At 68.5% G+C, this 14,615-nt stretch carries 7 protein-coding genes; all 7 read left to right on the top strand.

What is annotated here, in order from left to right:
• Nucleotides 1-2 precede the first annotated feature (2 nt).
• The 7 genes from rpoC (at nt 3) to ABTV68_RS17595 (ending at nt 14,582) form a co-directional block, all read left to right on the top strand.
• On the top strand, nt 3-3,884 hold the full coding sequence (gene rpoC, locus ABTV68_RS17625; protein ID WP_433674976.1) for a DNA-directed RNA polymerase subunit beta': 3,882 nt from the start codon (nt 3-5) through the stop codon (nt 3,882-3,884).
• A gap of 186 nt (nt 3,885-4,070) precedes the next feature.
• Entirely contained in the window at nt 4,071-4,241 is a 171-nt protein-coding gene (locus ABTV68_RS17620) for a hypothetical protein (RefSeq protein WP_433674975.1), read from the top strand.
• A 135-nt stretch (nt 4,242-4,376) separates the two neighbouring features.
• Entirely contained in the window at nt 4,377-5,921 is a 1,545-nt protein-coding gene (locus ABTV68_RS17615; RefSeq protein WP_433674974.1) for a hypothetical protein, read from the top strand.
• Entirely contained in the window at nt 5,921-6,385 is a 465-nt protein-coding gene (locus tag ABTV68_RS17610) for a hypothetical protein (RefSeq protein WP_433674973.1), read from the top strand. Before ABTV68_RS17615 ends, ABTV68_RS17610 begins: the two co-directional genes overlap by 1 nt.
• 170 nt (nt 6,386-6,555) lie before the next feature.
• On the top strand, nt 6,556-7,218 hold the full coding sequence (locus ABTV68_RS17605) for a spermidine/putrescine ABC transporter substrate-binding protein (RefSeq protein WP_433674972.1): 663 nt from the start codon (nt 6,556-6,558) through the stop codon (nt 7,216-7,218).
• A gap of 195 nt (nt 7,219-7,413) precedes the next feature.
• Complete coding sequence (locus ABTV68_RS17600; protein ID WP_433674971.1) at nt 7,414-8,535, top strand: serine/threonine-protein kinase; 1,122 nt, start codon at nt 7,414-7,416, stop codon at nt 8,533-8,535.
• Nucleotides 8,535-14,582 carry an Ig-like domain-containing protein gene (locus ABTV68_RS17595; RefSeq protein ID WP_433674970.1) on the top strand — a complete coding sequence of 2,016 codons (6,048 nt, stop codon included), beginning with the start codon at nt 8,535-8,537 and terminating at the stop codon, nt 14,580-14,582. Before ABTV68_RS17600 ends, ABTV68_RS17595 begins: the two co-directional genes overlap by 1 nt.
• The last annotated feature ends 33 nt before the right edge of the window (nt 14,583-14,615 follow it).

The raw sequence follows: 14,615 nt of genomic DNA, 5'->3' as shown, positions 1-14,615 counted from the left end.
ACGTGCTCGACGCCACCACATTCGATTCGCTTCGCATCGGCCTGGCAACTGCTGACGACATCCGTCAGTGGTCGCACGGCGAGGTCAAGAAGCCCGAAACGATCAACTACCGCACCCTGAAGCCCGAGAAGGACGGTCTGTTCGGTGAGCAGATCTTCGGCCCTTCCCGTGACTGGGAGTGCGCCTGCGGTAAGTACAAGCGAGTCCGCTTCAAGGGCATCATCTGCGAGCGCTGCGGCGTGGAGGTCACCAAGAGCTCCGTCCGTCGCGAGCGCATGGGCCACATCGAGCTCGCCGCACCCGTCACCCACATCTGGTACTTCAAGGGCGTTCCGTCGCGCCTCGGCTACCTGCTGGACATGGCGCCGAAGGACCTCGAGAAGGTCATCTACTTCGCCGCGTACATGGTCATCTCGGTGGACGAGGACGCGCGTCACCGCGACCTCGCGACCCAGGAGGGCAACATCCGCCTCGAGCTGAAGGCTCTGGCGGACCGCCGCGACGCGAAGATCGCCGACCGCCTGCGCAAGCTGGAGGAGGAGCTCGCCGCTCTCGAGGCGGAGGGCGCCAAGGCCGACCAGAAGAAGAAGGTCAAGGACGCCGCCGAGAAGGAGATGTCGCTGACCCGCAAGGGCACCGACGAGGCGATCGCCAAGCTGGAGCGCGTGTGGGAGGACTTCCGCACGCTGTCCGTGGGCGACCTGAAGCCGGAGGACGACGTCTTCCACGAGCTGCAGGACCGCTTCGGTCAGTACTTCGAGGCCTACATGGGTGCGGAGTCCATCAAGAAGCGCCTGGAGACCTTCGACCTGGAGGCTGAGGCCGAGTCCCTGCGCCTGCAGATCTCCGAGGGCAAGGGCCAGCGCAAGATCCGTGCGATCAAGCGCCTCAAGGTCGTCTCCTCGTTCCTGGCCACGGGCATGTCCCCGGCCTCGATGGTGCTCGACGTCGTCCCGGTGATCCCGCCGGAGCTGCGCCCGATGGTGCAGCTGGACGGTGGCCGCTTCGCGACCTCCGACCTCAACGACCTGTACCGTCGCGTGATCAACCGCAACAACCGCCTCCGTCGCCTGATCGACCTCGGTGCCCCCGAGATCATCGTCAACAACGAGAAGCGCATGCTGCAGGAGGCCGTCGACGCCCTGTTCGACAACGGCCGCCGTGGTCGCCCCGTCACCGGTACCGGCAACCGTGCCCTGAAGTCCCTCAGCGACATGCTGAAGGGTAAGCAGGGTCGTTTCCGCCAGAACCTGCTCGGAAAGCGCGTCGACTACTCGGGTCGTTCGGTCATCATCGTCGGCCCGCAGCTGAAGCTGCACCAGTGCGGTCTGCCCAAGCAGATGGCACTGGAGCTGTTCAAGCCGTTCGTCATCAAGCGCCTGATCGACCTCGGTCACTCGCAGAACATCAAGGCCGCCAAGCGCGCCGTGGAGCGTACGCGCCCCGAGGTGTGGGACGTGCTCGAGGAGATCATCCGCGAGCGTCCCGTGCTGCTGAACCGCGCCCCCACCCTGCACCGCCTGGGCATCCAGGCCTTCGAGCCGCAGCTCGTCGAGGGTAAGGCCATCCAGCTGCACCCGCTCGTGTGCGCCGCGTTCAACGCCGACTTCGACGGTGATCAGATGGCCGTGCACCTGCCGCTGTCGGTGGAGGCACAGGCCGAGGCCCGCATGCTCATGCTGGCGTCGAACAACATCCTCAAGCCGTCCGACGGTCGTCCGGTCACCCTGCCCTCGCAGGACATGATCATCGGCCTGCACCACCTGACCACGGTCAAGGAGGGTGCGCTCGGTGAGGGTCGTGCGTTCGGTTCCGTCGCCGAGGCGATCATGGCCAAGGACGAGGGAACCCTCGACCTGCAGGCCAAGGTCCGCATCCGCATCCCGGGTCTGACGTTCCTCGAGGGCGACGCCCCGGAGGGCTACGAGACCCACGGTCTCGTGGACGCGTCGCTCGGTCAGGTCACCTTCAACGACACGCTGCCGAAGGGCTACCCCTTCGTCCGCGAGCAGGCCGACAAGGGCAAGCTGTCGCAGATCGTGAACAAGCTGGCGGAGGAGTACCCCAAGGTCGAGGTCGCCGCGGCGCTCGACCGGATCAAGGACGCCGGCTTCTACTGGGCCACCCGTTCGGGTGTGACCGTCGCGCTGAGCGACATCCTCACCCCGCCGAACAAGGCCGAGATCATCTCGAAGTACGAGAAGCTCGCCTCCAAGGTGCAGTCTCAGTACGAGAAGGGCCTCGTCACCGACACCGAGCGTCGTCAGGAGCAGATCAAGATCTGGACCGAGGCGACGGACGAGGTGCAGGCGGCGATGCGCGCCAACTTCCCCGAGGACAACACCATCAACCGCATGGTGTCGTCGGGTGCTCGTGGTAACTGGCTGCAGATCCGTAACATCGCTGGTATCCGAGGCCTGGTGAACAACACCAAGGGTGAGATCATGCCGCGTCCGATCATCTCCTCGTACCGCGAGGGTCTGTCGGTGGCCGAGTACTTCACCGCTACGCACGGTGCTCGTAAGGGTCTGGCTGACACCGCTCTGCGTACCGCCGACTCGGGTTACCTGACCCGTCGTCTGGTGGACGTCTCGCAGGATGTCATCATCCGCGAAGAGGACTGCGGCACGAGCAAGGGTCTGGACTACGTCATCGCGAAGGCGGACTCGACGGGCACCCTGGTGCGCGACGAGAACGTCGAGAACTCGGTGTTCGCCCGTACCCTCGCCGTCGACGTGGTCGACGCTTCGGGCACGGTCATCGCGACCGCCGGTGAGGACGTCGGTGACGTGCTCATCGACAAGCTGATCGAGTCCGGTGTGGAGAACATCAAGGTCCGCTCGGTGATGACCTGCGACTCCGCCGTCGGTGTCTGCGCGCAGTGCTACGGCCGTTCGCTGGCCTCCGGCAAGATCGTGGACATCGGTGAGGCCGTCGGCATCATCGCGGCCCAGTCGATCGGTGAGCCCGGTACCCAGCTGACGATGCGTACCTTCCACACGGGTGGTTCCGCGTCTGCTGACGACATCACCCAGGGTCTGCCCCGTGTCCAGGAGCTCTTCGAGGCTCGTACTCCGAAGGGTGCTTCCCCGATCGCCGAGGCGACCGGTCGCATCACCATCGAGGAGACCGAGAAGCAGAAGAAGGTCATCCTGACGCCCGACAACGGTGACGAGCCGTACGTCTACCCGGTCCTGAAGCGTGCCACGCTCCTGGTCGAGGACGGACAGCACATCGAGGTCGGTCAGGCGCTGCAGGTCGGAACGCTCGACCCGAAGGAGGTCATGCGCGTGCAGGGTGCCCGTGCCGCGCAGAAGTACCTCGTCGGTGGCGTTCAGGGCGTGTACCGCTCGCAGGGTGTGCCGATCCACGACAAGCACATCGAGGTCATCGTGCGCCAGATGCTGCGCAAGGTCACGGTCGTCGACCACGGCGACACCGACTTCCTGCCCGGTGAGATGGTCGACACCCGTCGCTACCAGGACATCAACCGTGCGGCCGTGTCCGAGGGCAAGCGTCCCGCGTCGGGTCGTCCGGAGCTGATGGGTATCACGAAGGCGTCGCTCGCGACCGAGTCGTGGCTGTCGGCCGCTTCCTTCCAGGAGACCACCCGCGTGCTCACGCAGGCGGCCATGGAGGGCAAGAGCGACCCGCTCGTCGGCCTCAAGGAGAACGTCATCATCGGTAAGCTCATCCCCGCCGGAACCGGACTTGCGAAGTACCGCAACGTCGTGGTCGAGGCGACGGAAGAGGCGAAGAGCGAGCGGTACCCCAACCGCATCTTCGCGTCGGACGGTGCGTACTCGGGCGATGACCTGAGCTACGTCGACTTCGACAGCTTCTCGACGGACGACAACTTCACCACGCCCGGCACTTACAACTGAGTGTGATGTGATCCGCAGGCCCCCGGCTACCGCCGGGGGCCTGCGGCGTTCCTGCGTCCACACCATTGCCCGCGAAACTTCCGTCCGTGGGCCACAATCGCCGCGTTGCATGGATTCTCGCCCACAGACGGAAGTCTCGCGGGGTTCGGTGTGCGTGAGGGGGAGGTGGGGCGTAGCGTGGAGGGCATGGGGCGAGTCGGGGGACGGAATGTGCCGATGATGATCATCGGCATCGTGCTGTGCGCTGCTGTGGTCGTCGTGCTGTTCGTGATCGCGTTGCCGATGTGGCCCGCGGCCGGAGTCTGGATCGGCTCGATGTTCCAAGCCCTCGGCGACTTCATGCGGGGACTGGGCTGAGCGACCCACATACGCCCGCGGCGCGACTACGGCAAGCCTCAGGGCCAATGACCGGTGCCCCCACTACCCTGAAATGCACAGCAGGCACGAATGCGCCGCAGGAGTGCACCGTCCAGCACGTCGAGGAGAAGTCTGATGAGCGAAACGCCGAACTCGCCCTCCGGGGACGCCGCGGGCGAGCCCGTGGAGGAGACCAACACGGGTGCTGAGCTGAACGCGGACACCGCCGCGGACGAGCAGAACGCGCCGAGCGGCGCGTCAGAGACCGACGACGACGCGGCTTTCGCCGCCAGCATCGCCGACGAACTCGCCGCCGCCAACGCCGGCATCGTCCCCGCGGCTGCACCCATGCCCCCGGCGGCACCCGCATCCGTCGTCGCGGCCGACAACGTCGATGCTGCACGTGCTGCTGCAACGTCGGAGGCCGCTGCTTCCGATGCCGTCTCGTCTCACGCGTCGCCGGCGGACGGTGCGTCCCCGCTCGACGCCTCGTCGTCTCCTGCTGCCGCGTCTGACGCCTCGGCCACGGAGGACGCCGCATCGTTCGGGACGCCGTCGTCGGGTGATGCCTCGGAGTCCACCGATGATCGCTCCTCGCTCGAGTCCGGAGCCGTGCCGTCTGCCGCCGACGCCTCGTCCGACGGCGCCGGAACCTCGGCCGATGCCGATCTCACGCCCGCGTCCTTCGCTGACGAAGACGCACCGGAAGCCACCGCCGATGCGGAACGCTCCGCGGACGGAACCGCGTGGAATGCCGCTGCGGCAGCTGCTGCAGCCACGGAGAGCGCACGCGCGGCCGAGGAAGCCGCCGACGCAGCGGTCGCGGGAACCAACGCCGCTGCCGAGGCCCCCGCGCCGTCTGTCGCCTCCGACGTCGATCGCGCGCGTGCCGCCGCAGCCGCGATGAACGATGACGACGACACCCCCTGGTACGACCGCCCGGAGATCGTCGAGGCCGCCGCGTCGCTGCCCACCGCCGTGACGGACGCGCCCACCACGGTGGTGGACGCCCCGACCACCGCGCTCACTCCGCCTGCCGCCGCCGCGGCGGCTGCCGCCACCGCCGCCACGACCCCTGTGGCGGAGCCCGCGGCGACCGGAGTCACCGCAGGCCCCGCGCAGATCTTCGTGCAGGCCCCGGAGGAGCCCGCCAAGCGCGGAAACCGCGGATTCTCCGGTGTGGTCGGACTCATCGCCACGGTCGTCTTCGCGGTCATCTACCTGGCTGTCACCCTGCTCCCGCGCGGTGGCGACGTGCTCACCAGCTTCGAGGCACTCGGGAAGGCCGCCCTGACCGAGGTGGCGTCGCCGGGCTTCTGGATCCCCGTCGCCACGTTCTTCCTCGCGTTCTGGCTGCTCGGTGCCATCCTCAACACCGCCAAGTGGGGGTACTGGGTGGTCTTCGGCCTCCTCGTGGGCCTGCTGTCCCTCGTCGGGCACGTGCTCGGTCAGATCATCGCGGCCAACCCGTGGACGATCACGCCGACGCAGGCTCTCGAACTGGCGCGCGAGTCGGTGTTCTCGGTTCCCGGCCTGGTGGCCCTCGTCATCGGTCGCGAGCTGCCGGTCTGGTTCGGTGGCTGGATCGCACGTCGTGGCCGCAAGGTGATCGCCGCGAACGCAGAGGCGCAGGAGGAATTCCAGCGCATCCTCGATGCGGGCCCGCAGCTCGCGAACTGATGACTGACACGAACCGCGCCCGGCCCCTCGTCTACACGGGGCTGGGCGCGGTCGTTTTCGTCGCGCTGGTGATCGCCGGATTCGGAGGCCTCAGCTACGCCACCGACACCGAGGTGATCGCCGCACCCGGCCTGGGCCCGCTGCCCGGCGTGATCGGCATCGCGGCAGCGACGATCGCGCTCGCCGGCACCCTGCTCTCCCGATCCCTGAACCGACCGGGACTCGGCACCGCAGCGCTCGCCGGGTTGTTCGCGGCCGCGGTTCACCTCCTCGCCGTCACCGTTGCGGCGCTGTTCACCCTGCCTGGCACGGCAGCGGGCGTCGCCTCGCATCTGGTGCTCAGCGGATACAGCGTGCTCGTCTTTCTCGCGGGAATCGTCGCCGGTGCGCTCACCGTGGTCGGCTTCCGCTCGGGCAGCGGCACCCCGCAGTGGCCCTGGGAGAAGCACGACGACGACGAGTAGCCGTCCCTCGACGTCGCGAGCGTAGGAACGTGCCGCGAGAGGAAGAGTGATCCGGCACCTCGCACATGTTCTGGGCGCTTCGTCATGATTTCGGAACAGCCCGTTCACACCCGCGCACATCTCGGGCGTGAATCCGTCCGGATCGGCCATTCCTGCCCTACGGTGGGATCGTGGAGCGGGAGCTCGAGGCGCAGGTGAGCCATGCGGTGGACGCATGGCTCCGCTGGGTGCCTCGCTGGCACCCCCAGAGCCATCGCGGACGCACCGCGGTGTGCAAGCGCTGCTTCGGGTCGCCGATTCTGCTCGCCGCGGGCCTGGGCACCGATGTTCCGCACGGCGTACAGCACGGGATCTCGACGCGCATGAAGACGGTGATCGACGCTGCCGTGGGCGAGTACACCGCGCGGAACCTGCCGATGCTGCAGGCAGAGCTCGATCAGCAGGCCGCGCGGAACCGCGCCCGGCGCTACCGGCCCGGAGACGACCTGGAGCCCGAGTTCGAGGGCATGCCCCTGGATCCCGACCCGGAGCCCGGCGCACCCTTCCTCTTCACGGTGGCGGGGCTTGCGGCAGAGGTCGACGCCGATGTTCCCGCGCTTCCGCCGCTGACCGAGGAGGAGAAGGTCGCCCTCCGGCAGGAGGTCGCACTCGCCGACGAATACGCCACGATGGTCGGCCGCGAGGTCTGTCGCATCCTCGTGGGGCATCGACTGCGGATTTCGCAGGCGATCCAGGACTACGTCGAACCGCAGATCGCGGACATCATCGCGGAGCTCGCGAGGTCGCTCGACGCCCCCTTCGACCCTCGCGACGGCACGCTCCCCGACGCCTGAACCGTACACCGGCCCGCGTCCAGAGCGCCCGGTGGCGGCGGCGCATGAGTGGGAGCCGGGGGACGGCGGGGGATGTCCCTGTTACCATGACGGCATCCGGATTTCACGCCCGTCGAGGGTGTGCCGCCGCGGCCGACACGCGGATGGTGCGTACGACGATCATGCGTGGCCGGTACGAGGTAAAAGGGGGTGGCGGTGGCCAAGCGCGTGCTTTCTGCGCCCCCGGTGCTGGCCGGGCTGACGTTCGTCCGCCCATTGGGCTCGGGCGGATTCGCCGATGTGTTCCTCTACGAACAGGCGATGCCCCGACGTTCGGTGGCGGTCAAGGTGCTGCCGAGCGACGTCGCCGACGCCGAGCTGCTGCGCATGTTCAACGCCGAAGCGGATGTGCTGGCACGTCTCTCCGCCCACCCGTCGATCGTCACCGTGTACCAGGCGGGCATCTCCGCCGACGGACGGGCGTACATCGTGATGGAGTACTGCCCGGGTTCGATGTCTCCGCGCTATCGCAGCGAACGGATTCCCGTGGCCGAGGCGCTGTCGGTCGGGGTGAAGATGGCCGGGGCCCTGGAGACCGCGCACCGTGCGGGACTCGTCCATCGCGACATCAAACCGGGGAACATCCTCAACACCGCGTTCGGTGCTCCCGTGCTCGCGGACTTCGGCATCTCGTCGTCGCTGGCTCGTGCCACCCCGGACGGGATGATGGCGATGTCCGTGCCGTGGACCGCCCCCGAGGTGATCGCCGAGCACACCTCCGGCGATGTCGCCAGCGAGGTCTGGGGACTCGGCGCCACGGTGTACTCACTGCTCGCCGGTCACTCGCCGTTCGAGCGTGCCGAGCAGGGACAGAACTCGCGCGACCAGCTTCGCCGGCGCATCCTGCGCGCGTCGTACACGCGGATCACCCGCGCCGACGTCCCGGATTCGATCCAGGGCGTGCTTGCGACGGCGATGGCGCGCGCGCCGCGTGAGCGCTATCCCAGCGCGTTGGCCTTCGCCGAGGCCCTCCGCGCTGTTGAGGTGGAGCTCGGGCTGCCGATGACTCCGCTGGAGGTGGCCGAGGATGTGTGGGCCGCCCCCGGCGTCGACTTCGAGGACTCGTCCGCCCGCGGGCACATCCGGGCCCACGTCCCCACCCCGTCCAGCCGCAAGGCCCGACCCAATGCGGAGCTGTCCGGTTATGCCCGTTCCGACGATGAGGGCATCGGCGCCCCGCGTCGTGGCGGGGTGCGCTGGGGGTGGATCGTGGCGGGTGCCGTCATTCTCCTCGCCGCCGGCATCGGTGGTGGCGTCCTCCTGGCGGGAATGCTCTGATGTCCTCCAACGCACCGACCACTCCCTCGCGTCGCGGCCCGATCCTCGCGGTCGGAGGCGGCGTGCTCGCGGTTGCCGCCGTCGTGGGAGCCACGATCGTGTGGCCGGGCCTGGACGCCCATGAGGCTCCGCCGGTCGACGCCGCGATCTGGGCCCTGCAGACCGCCGATGGGCATCGCTATGCCCGCGTCAACACGGCCATCGGTGAGCTGGACACCGTGCGAGAAGTCGCCAACCCGTCCGCGATCGCGCAGACGGCTGAGCGCGCGTACCTCTACTCCGGAAGCTACGGCAAGCTCACCCCGATCGACGCCGCGATGCCGGCCGATCTCGACGACGAGGCGCTGGCCGCGTCCACGGCGACCCCCGCCGGAACCACCGAGGTCACGGTTGCGGGGGAGTACGTGGTCTATCGGACGGAGACCGGGGGCGTGTACGCCGGACTGTTGACCGATGCGCAGCCCTCGCGGATCGATCCGAACCCGGAACCCTCCGAGGAGCCCGGTGGGCCGAGCGCGTCTCCCACGGAAGCAGCGTCCGACGCCCCCGAGTACACGGCCGACGCCGTGGCGCTGAGCCCGGACGGTGTGGTCTATGCCTATACCGCCGCGACCGAGTCGGTGCTGCGCTACAGCGTGCCCGACGGGCGAGTACTGGGGACGGATGCAGCCGCCGGCATCGGCGAAGAGCCGGCGATCACGGGTGTCGGTGACGACTGGGTGGTGCTCGACGCGAGCGGCACCATCGTCGAGCGCGGCGTCGATGTCGAGCGCAGCATCGAGCCCGTCGGATCCGTCGTGCTCGCTCGGGCACAGGAGTCGGGCACCGACACCTACATCGCCGATTCGTCGGGCCTGTACCGTGTGCCGCTCGACGGCAGCGCTGTGGAGCGGGTCGTCGGCACCTCCGACGAGGAGATCGGCACACCGGCGCGACCCACGAGCCTGGGAGACACCACGGTCGCCGCGTGGCTGGCGAGCGACTCCGGTGTCCTCTGGCGCGAGGGGACCGGACAGCAGCCACTCGACTTCGGCGGTCAGGTGCTCGAGGATACGCGTCGCCCGGTGTTCGCGGGAACGGCGGACGCTCTCATCCTCAACGAGACCCGTTCCGGCTGGGTCTGGACCGTACCCGACGCGAAACTGCTGCCGTCCAGCCAGAACTGGGTCGTCGAGGACGCAGACGATCAGAACGCCGAGGAGAGCGAGATCCAGTCGGAGGTGGTGCTCGATCCGAAGCCACCCGTCGCGGAGCCGGATGCGTTCGGCGTCCGCCCGGGAGCGATCTCCTCCCTGCCGGTGCTGTTGAACGATCACGACCCCAACCAGGACGTGCTGAGCGTGGACCCGGGATCGATCACCGGTCTCGACCCGGCCTTCGGCACCGTCACGGTGACCGACGGCGGCGGACGCCTGGCGGTCACGCTGACCGCGGACGCGCAGGGATCGGCCACGTTCAGCTACCGCGTGACGGACGGCACGTCGGCAGACGGCCTCTTCTCCGAGTCCACCACCGTCACCCTCACGGCCGTGAGCGGGGACGAGAACACCGCTCCCGAGTGGTGCGGTGTCGAGGGGTGCCTTGCGACCTGGCCCGAACCGGAAGTCAGCCCCGGAGGCACCGTCACCGTGCCGGTTCTCAACGCCTGGGTGGACGGCGAGGGCGACCCGCTGGTTCTGCTGTCGGCGCACGCTCCGGAGGGCATCGCGACGGCCGCCGTGACTCCGGGTGGCGAGGTGGTGTTCCAGCACGCCGACCCCTCCGACTCCACCACTCAGGTGGTGCCGGTCGAGGTGACGGTCGCGGATACTCGGGGCGGCACCGCGCAGCGCACGCTGAAGGTGAAGGTCACGCCCACGCCGGTGCTGTCCGCGCAGTCGTTCACGGTGGTCGACAGCCTGGGCATGGACGAGCCGATCGATGTCTCGGGTCACGTGCTGGGTACTGCGGGGGAGCTCTCGGTCACCAGCGTGCAGGTGCTGGACGACGCCGACGCACAGGCCTCGCTGGGCGCATCCGGCACCTCGTTCGACTTCTCGGCACCGCAGCCGGGGACCTATCGCGTGAAGTACAGCGTCAGCGATGGTCGTTCGGAAGCCAGCGCGACCGCACGCGTCACCCTGCTCGGCGCGGACGCCGCCGCACAGCTGGCGACGGCCCCGGTCGTGGCGTTCCTGCGTCCCCAGGAGGACGCGACGGTCGACGTGCTGGCTGCCGTATCGAACCCCACGCGGCGCGTTCTGCTGATGAGCGGGTTGACCGTCATTCCCGACGAAGGTGCCAGCCTCCAGGTGGACGCCGTCGCGCAGAACTTCATCCGGGTCACCGGGTCCACGCGCACGGGAGATCCGGGTCGCCTGGGTGTCGTGAACTACACCGTGAGCGACGGGTCCTCCGACGCCGGTGCCACGATCACCGGTCAGGCGACGGTGTACCTGCTGCCACCCGCGCTGGATCTGGCCCCCATCGCGGTCGATGACCGAGTGGTGGTTCGTGCCGGATCGCAGATCGACATCCCGGTGCTGGACAACGATGTGGCTCCGTCCGGTGCGGCGCTGTTCCTCGACCCGTCGTCGGTGACGGCGTCCGGACCCAACGTGCTCGCGTTCGCCGCCGGCGACACGCTGCGCTACCTCGCACCCACGACACCCGGCACGTACACGGTGGAGTACGCGATCGCGCCTGCCGGTGCGCCGTCGCTGAAGGACACCGCCACCGTCACCGTCACGGTGTTGGGCGACGAGGCCAACCATGCACCGGCTCCCAAGCTGCTGGCCGGGCGCGTGCTGTCGGGTCAGTCGGTGCGCATCGACTTCGATCCCTACGGCGTCGATCCCGACGGCGATGATGTGCGCCTCGACCGGATCCTCACCCAGCCGGCTCGGGGGTCGGCAGCGATCTCCTCGGACGGCGCGGCCATCGTCTACGTCTCCACTCCGGGTTCTCCGGGCGGTCAGGACTCCTTCACGTACCAGGTCGTCGACGCATTCGGTGAGCAGCGGACCGGCACCGTGCGCGTCGGTGTGCTGGATCAGCAGTCCAACCCCAGCCCGATCACGTTCACCGACTATGTGCAGGTGCAGCAGGGTGCCGAGTCGATCATCCGGGTCCGTCCGATCGACAATGACATCGACCCCACAAACGGCACGCTGGCGCTGACCGAGGTCACGCCGAACCTCTCCGAGCGACTGCAGGGCGACGCACCCAACCCGGAGTACGACCGCTGGTCTTCCCTCATCCGCACGATGGACGACTCCGTCGTGACGATCGCTGCCGGCACGGAGACGGGCACCATGTCGTTCCTCTACGACGTCACATCGTCTTCCGGCAACACGGGTCGGGGACTGATCGTGGTGAAGGTGGTGCGCGAGACAGTGCCCGACTATCCCATCGTGACCGACACGCTGTTGACGGTGCAGAACCGCGACAGCTTCGCGTCCGGCGTCGATGTCCTCTCGGGCAAGGTCACCTGGACTGGAGGCGATACCTCCACGCTGAGCCTGAAGGCCTGGGGCGGCAAGGGTACCGGTGACGTGTCGGTGAACGGCCAGAGCGTCTCGGGTGAGCTGACCGACAAAGCTCGCGTCGTCCCGTTCGCCGTGACCGGCGACCTCGTCGATGGCACGCCGATCACCACGTACGCCTTCGTGCGGGTGCCGGCGGCGGATGATGTCACGGTGTCGCTGCGGCCCGGCATTGCTGCTCAGGAGGTGCGGGAGAAGGAATCGATCACCTTCGATATGGCATCCCTTGTGGTGATGAGCCGCACCAGCGAGCTCGAGGTCAGTCCGAACACGGCGGCCACGGGCGTGCGGGCGCAGGCGGCGTGCACGCCGTCCGGCGGCACCAACATCACGTACACCGCCGGTGAAGGACCCCCGTGGAACGACATGTGCGTCGTCCCGGTGCGCGCCGCCGGGCAGGAGGATTGGGCCTTCCTCTCGGTGCCCATCCACGTGCAGGCGCTTGCTCCGGTCCCGATCCTGCGCTCAGCCTCGGTCACGGTGACTCCGGGAGCCAGCGACTCCTTCGATCTCGCGAGCATCACGTCGTGGGAGGGCCGCGAGGACAACGCGAACATCCGCTACGCCATCGACGCGCCGGCGGGCGACTTCACGGTCTCGCAGGAGGGCAGCGTGGTCAGTTTCCGCGCAGCCGACACGGCGCTGCCGGGACGAGAGACCGCCGTCCTGGTCTCGGTGACCAGTCACCCCGATGTCGCACCGACCCGCCTCATCCTCCGTGTCGGCCAGGCACCGTCCACGCTGCCGCGCGCCGGAAACGTCCAGCAGCAGTGCAGCCAGGCCGCCGGGTCCTCGTGCACCATGCGGGTGACCGGGGCTGCGGGTGAGGTGAACCCGCTGCCGAGCACGCCGCTCGTCCTGGTGTCGGTGTCGGCCTCCAGCGCGTGCGCCGGGGTGTCCTTCGAGGTAGCGGATGAGAACAACGTCACGGCGTCTTGGGGCCAGGACGCCCCGGGCGGCACGTGCACGGCGGTGTTCCAGCTGCGTGACGCCCAGGACCGCACGACCAACGGCGACCGGCAGGGAACCATCACCCTTGATCTGCTCGGCTACCCGCGGGCTCCCGCCTCGATCTCGCAGTCCGCGTTCGGCGACAGGTCCGTCACGCTGCGCGTCGACCCGGGCGCGGCCCGCTCGTCCTACCCGGCCGTCAGCGGCTACGCCGTCACCACGGGCGGCACCGCGGTGGTCACCTGCAACGCCGAGGGCGTGTGCCCCGCGTTCGAGGCGCCGAACGACCAGCAGCTCACCTACGATGTGGTCGCCGTCAACTCCGTGGGCAACTCGCGCGCCGGTGCCTCGACGGTGGCATGGGCGTACCGTCCGCCGGCCGCACCGGCGTCGGTGACGGGTGTGCCGGTGGTCGATCTGGTCAACGACGGCAAGAAGGTCCTGCTGACGATTACCGGCATTGACACCGAGGGGACCGACCAACTGCGGATCACCGCCGCGACCGCGAAGGAACTCGTGGTGGACGTGAAGAATCAGCCCACGATCACCACGGAGTTCGCGGTCGGATCCAACACCGCCACGCTGGTGTCTGTGCAGCCCATTACGAGCGCTGCTGTGCCGAAGGGCGAGGGCAAGGGCGAGACCACCGGTCAGTCGATCAGCACCAACACCAACGGCATCGGCAAGCCGCCGACCGTCTCGCTGACGGCGACGTCGGAGGAGATCGACTTCCGCACCGCTCGCGTGACCGTCACCGCGACCGCCACACCGGGCGGCACCGGCGGCAAGCTGCTGTACGGCATCGTCCTGAAGGGCGAACCCTGCACGGCGACCGCCACCGAACCCACCCGGGTGTTCGAGAAGGTCCCCGCGAACAAGAAGTACACATACCAGGTGTGCGTGGACAGCGTCCTCGATGGCACCGTTTTCGGCACCAGCACCGCCGAGACCCCGCTGGATATCCTCGGCGGACAGCAGCCACCGAAGGGCTACACGTTCCGGGTGGATCCGGCACCCCAGTCTGCCAACGGTCGAATGAACTGGATCGTGACGGCCGCTCCGACGGGCGAGGTCGAGCCGGGATACACCGCGGAGTTCGACGGGACGGACTCGGGCATCTTCGGATCGGATCCCGGCATCCGCGTGCGCTGGCGGAGCACCGAGTTCCCCGAGCGGGTCACGGACTGGGGCGCGGTCACCCCTGCGAAGGGCTCGGCCCCGTACCAGGTGTGGGCCTCGTGGGACGTGGTCTGCAAGGCCGGCGGCGACGTCGACGTGACCTTCGACTGGGAGGGCGGCGGCAAGAAGCCGAAGGTGTCCTTCGACGCCTCGAAGGCCCAGTACTGGGACAAGAAGGGCAACGAGGTGTCGATCGATGATCCTGCACCCGAGCCCACCCCCGGACCGAGCGGGTCGCCGACATCGACGCCCACGAAGGAGCCCGAGACCGGGACGGTCCCGTTGAAGGCGACGAGGGTGACAGGCATCGTCGTCCACGTGGACTGGGACGGCGCCGGCTGGGGCCTCGCGCCGGTGGACGAGACGAACGTCTCGGGCAACTGCGGCCGCTGAACGAACGATACGACGACAGCACGATCAAGGAAC

Source organism: Microbacterium gorillae (genome assembly GCF_050990725.1).
Lineage (GTDB): Bacteria > Actinomycetota > Actinomycetes > Actinomycetales > Microbacteriaceae > Microbacterium > Microbacterium gorillae_A.
The sequence above is the reverse complement of the archived record's forward strand: the minus strand, read 5'-3'. Positions and strand labels throughout refer to the sequence as shown.

Bases quoted from the DNA above. Each gene is read 5' to 3' on its own strand.
- ABTV68_RS17610 (WP_433674973.1), top strand. From the start codon at position 5,921: ATGACTGACACGAACCGCGCCCGGCCCCTCGTCTACACGGGGCTGGGC.
- ABTV68_RS17615 (WP_433674974.1), top strand. From the start codon at position 4,377: ATGAGCGAAACGCCGAACTCGCCCTCCGGGGACGCCGCGGGCGAGCCC.
- ABTV68_RS17595 (WP_433674970.1), top strand. From the start codon at position 8,535: ATGTCCTCCAACGCACCGACCACTCCCTCGCGTCGCGGCCCGATCCTC.
- ABTV68_RS17620 (WP_433674975.1), top strand. From the start codon at position 4,071: ATGGGGCGAGTCGGGGGACGGAATGTGCCGATGATGATCATCGGCATC.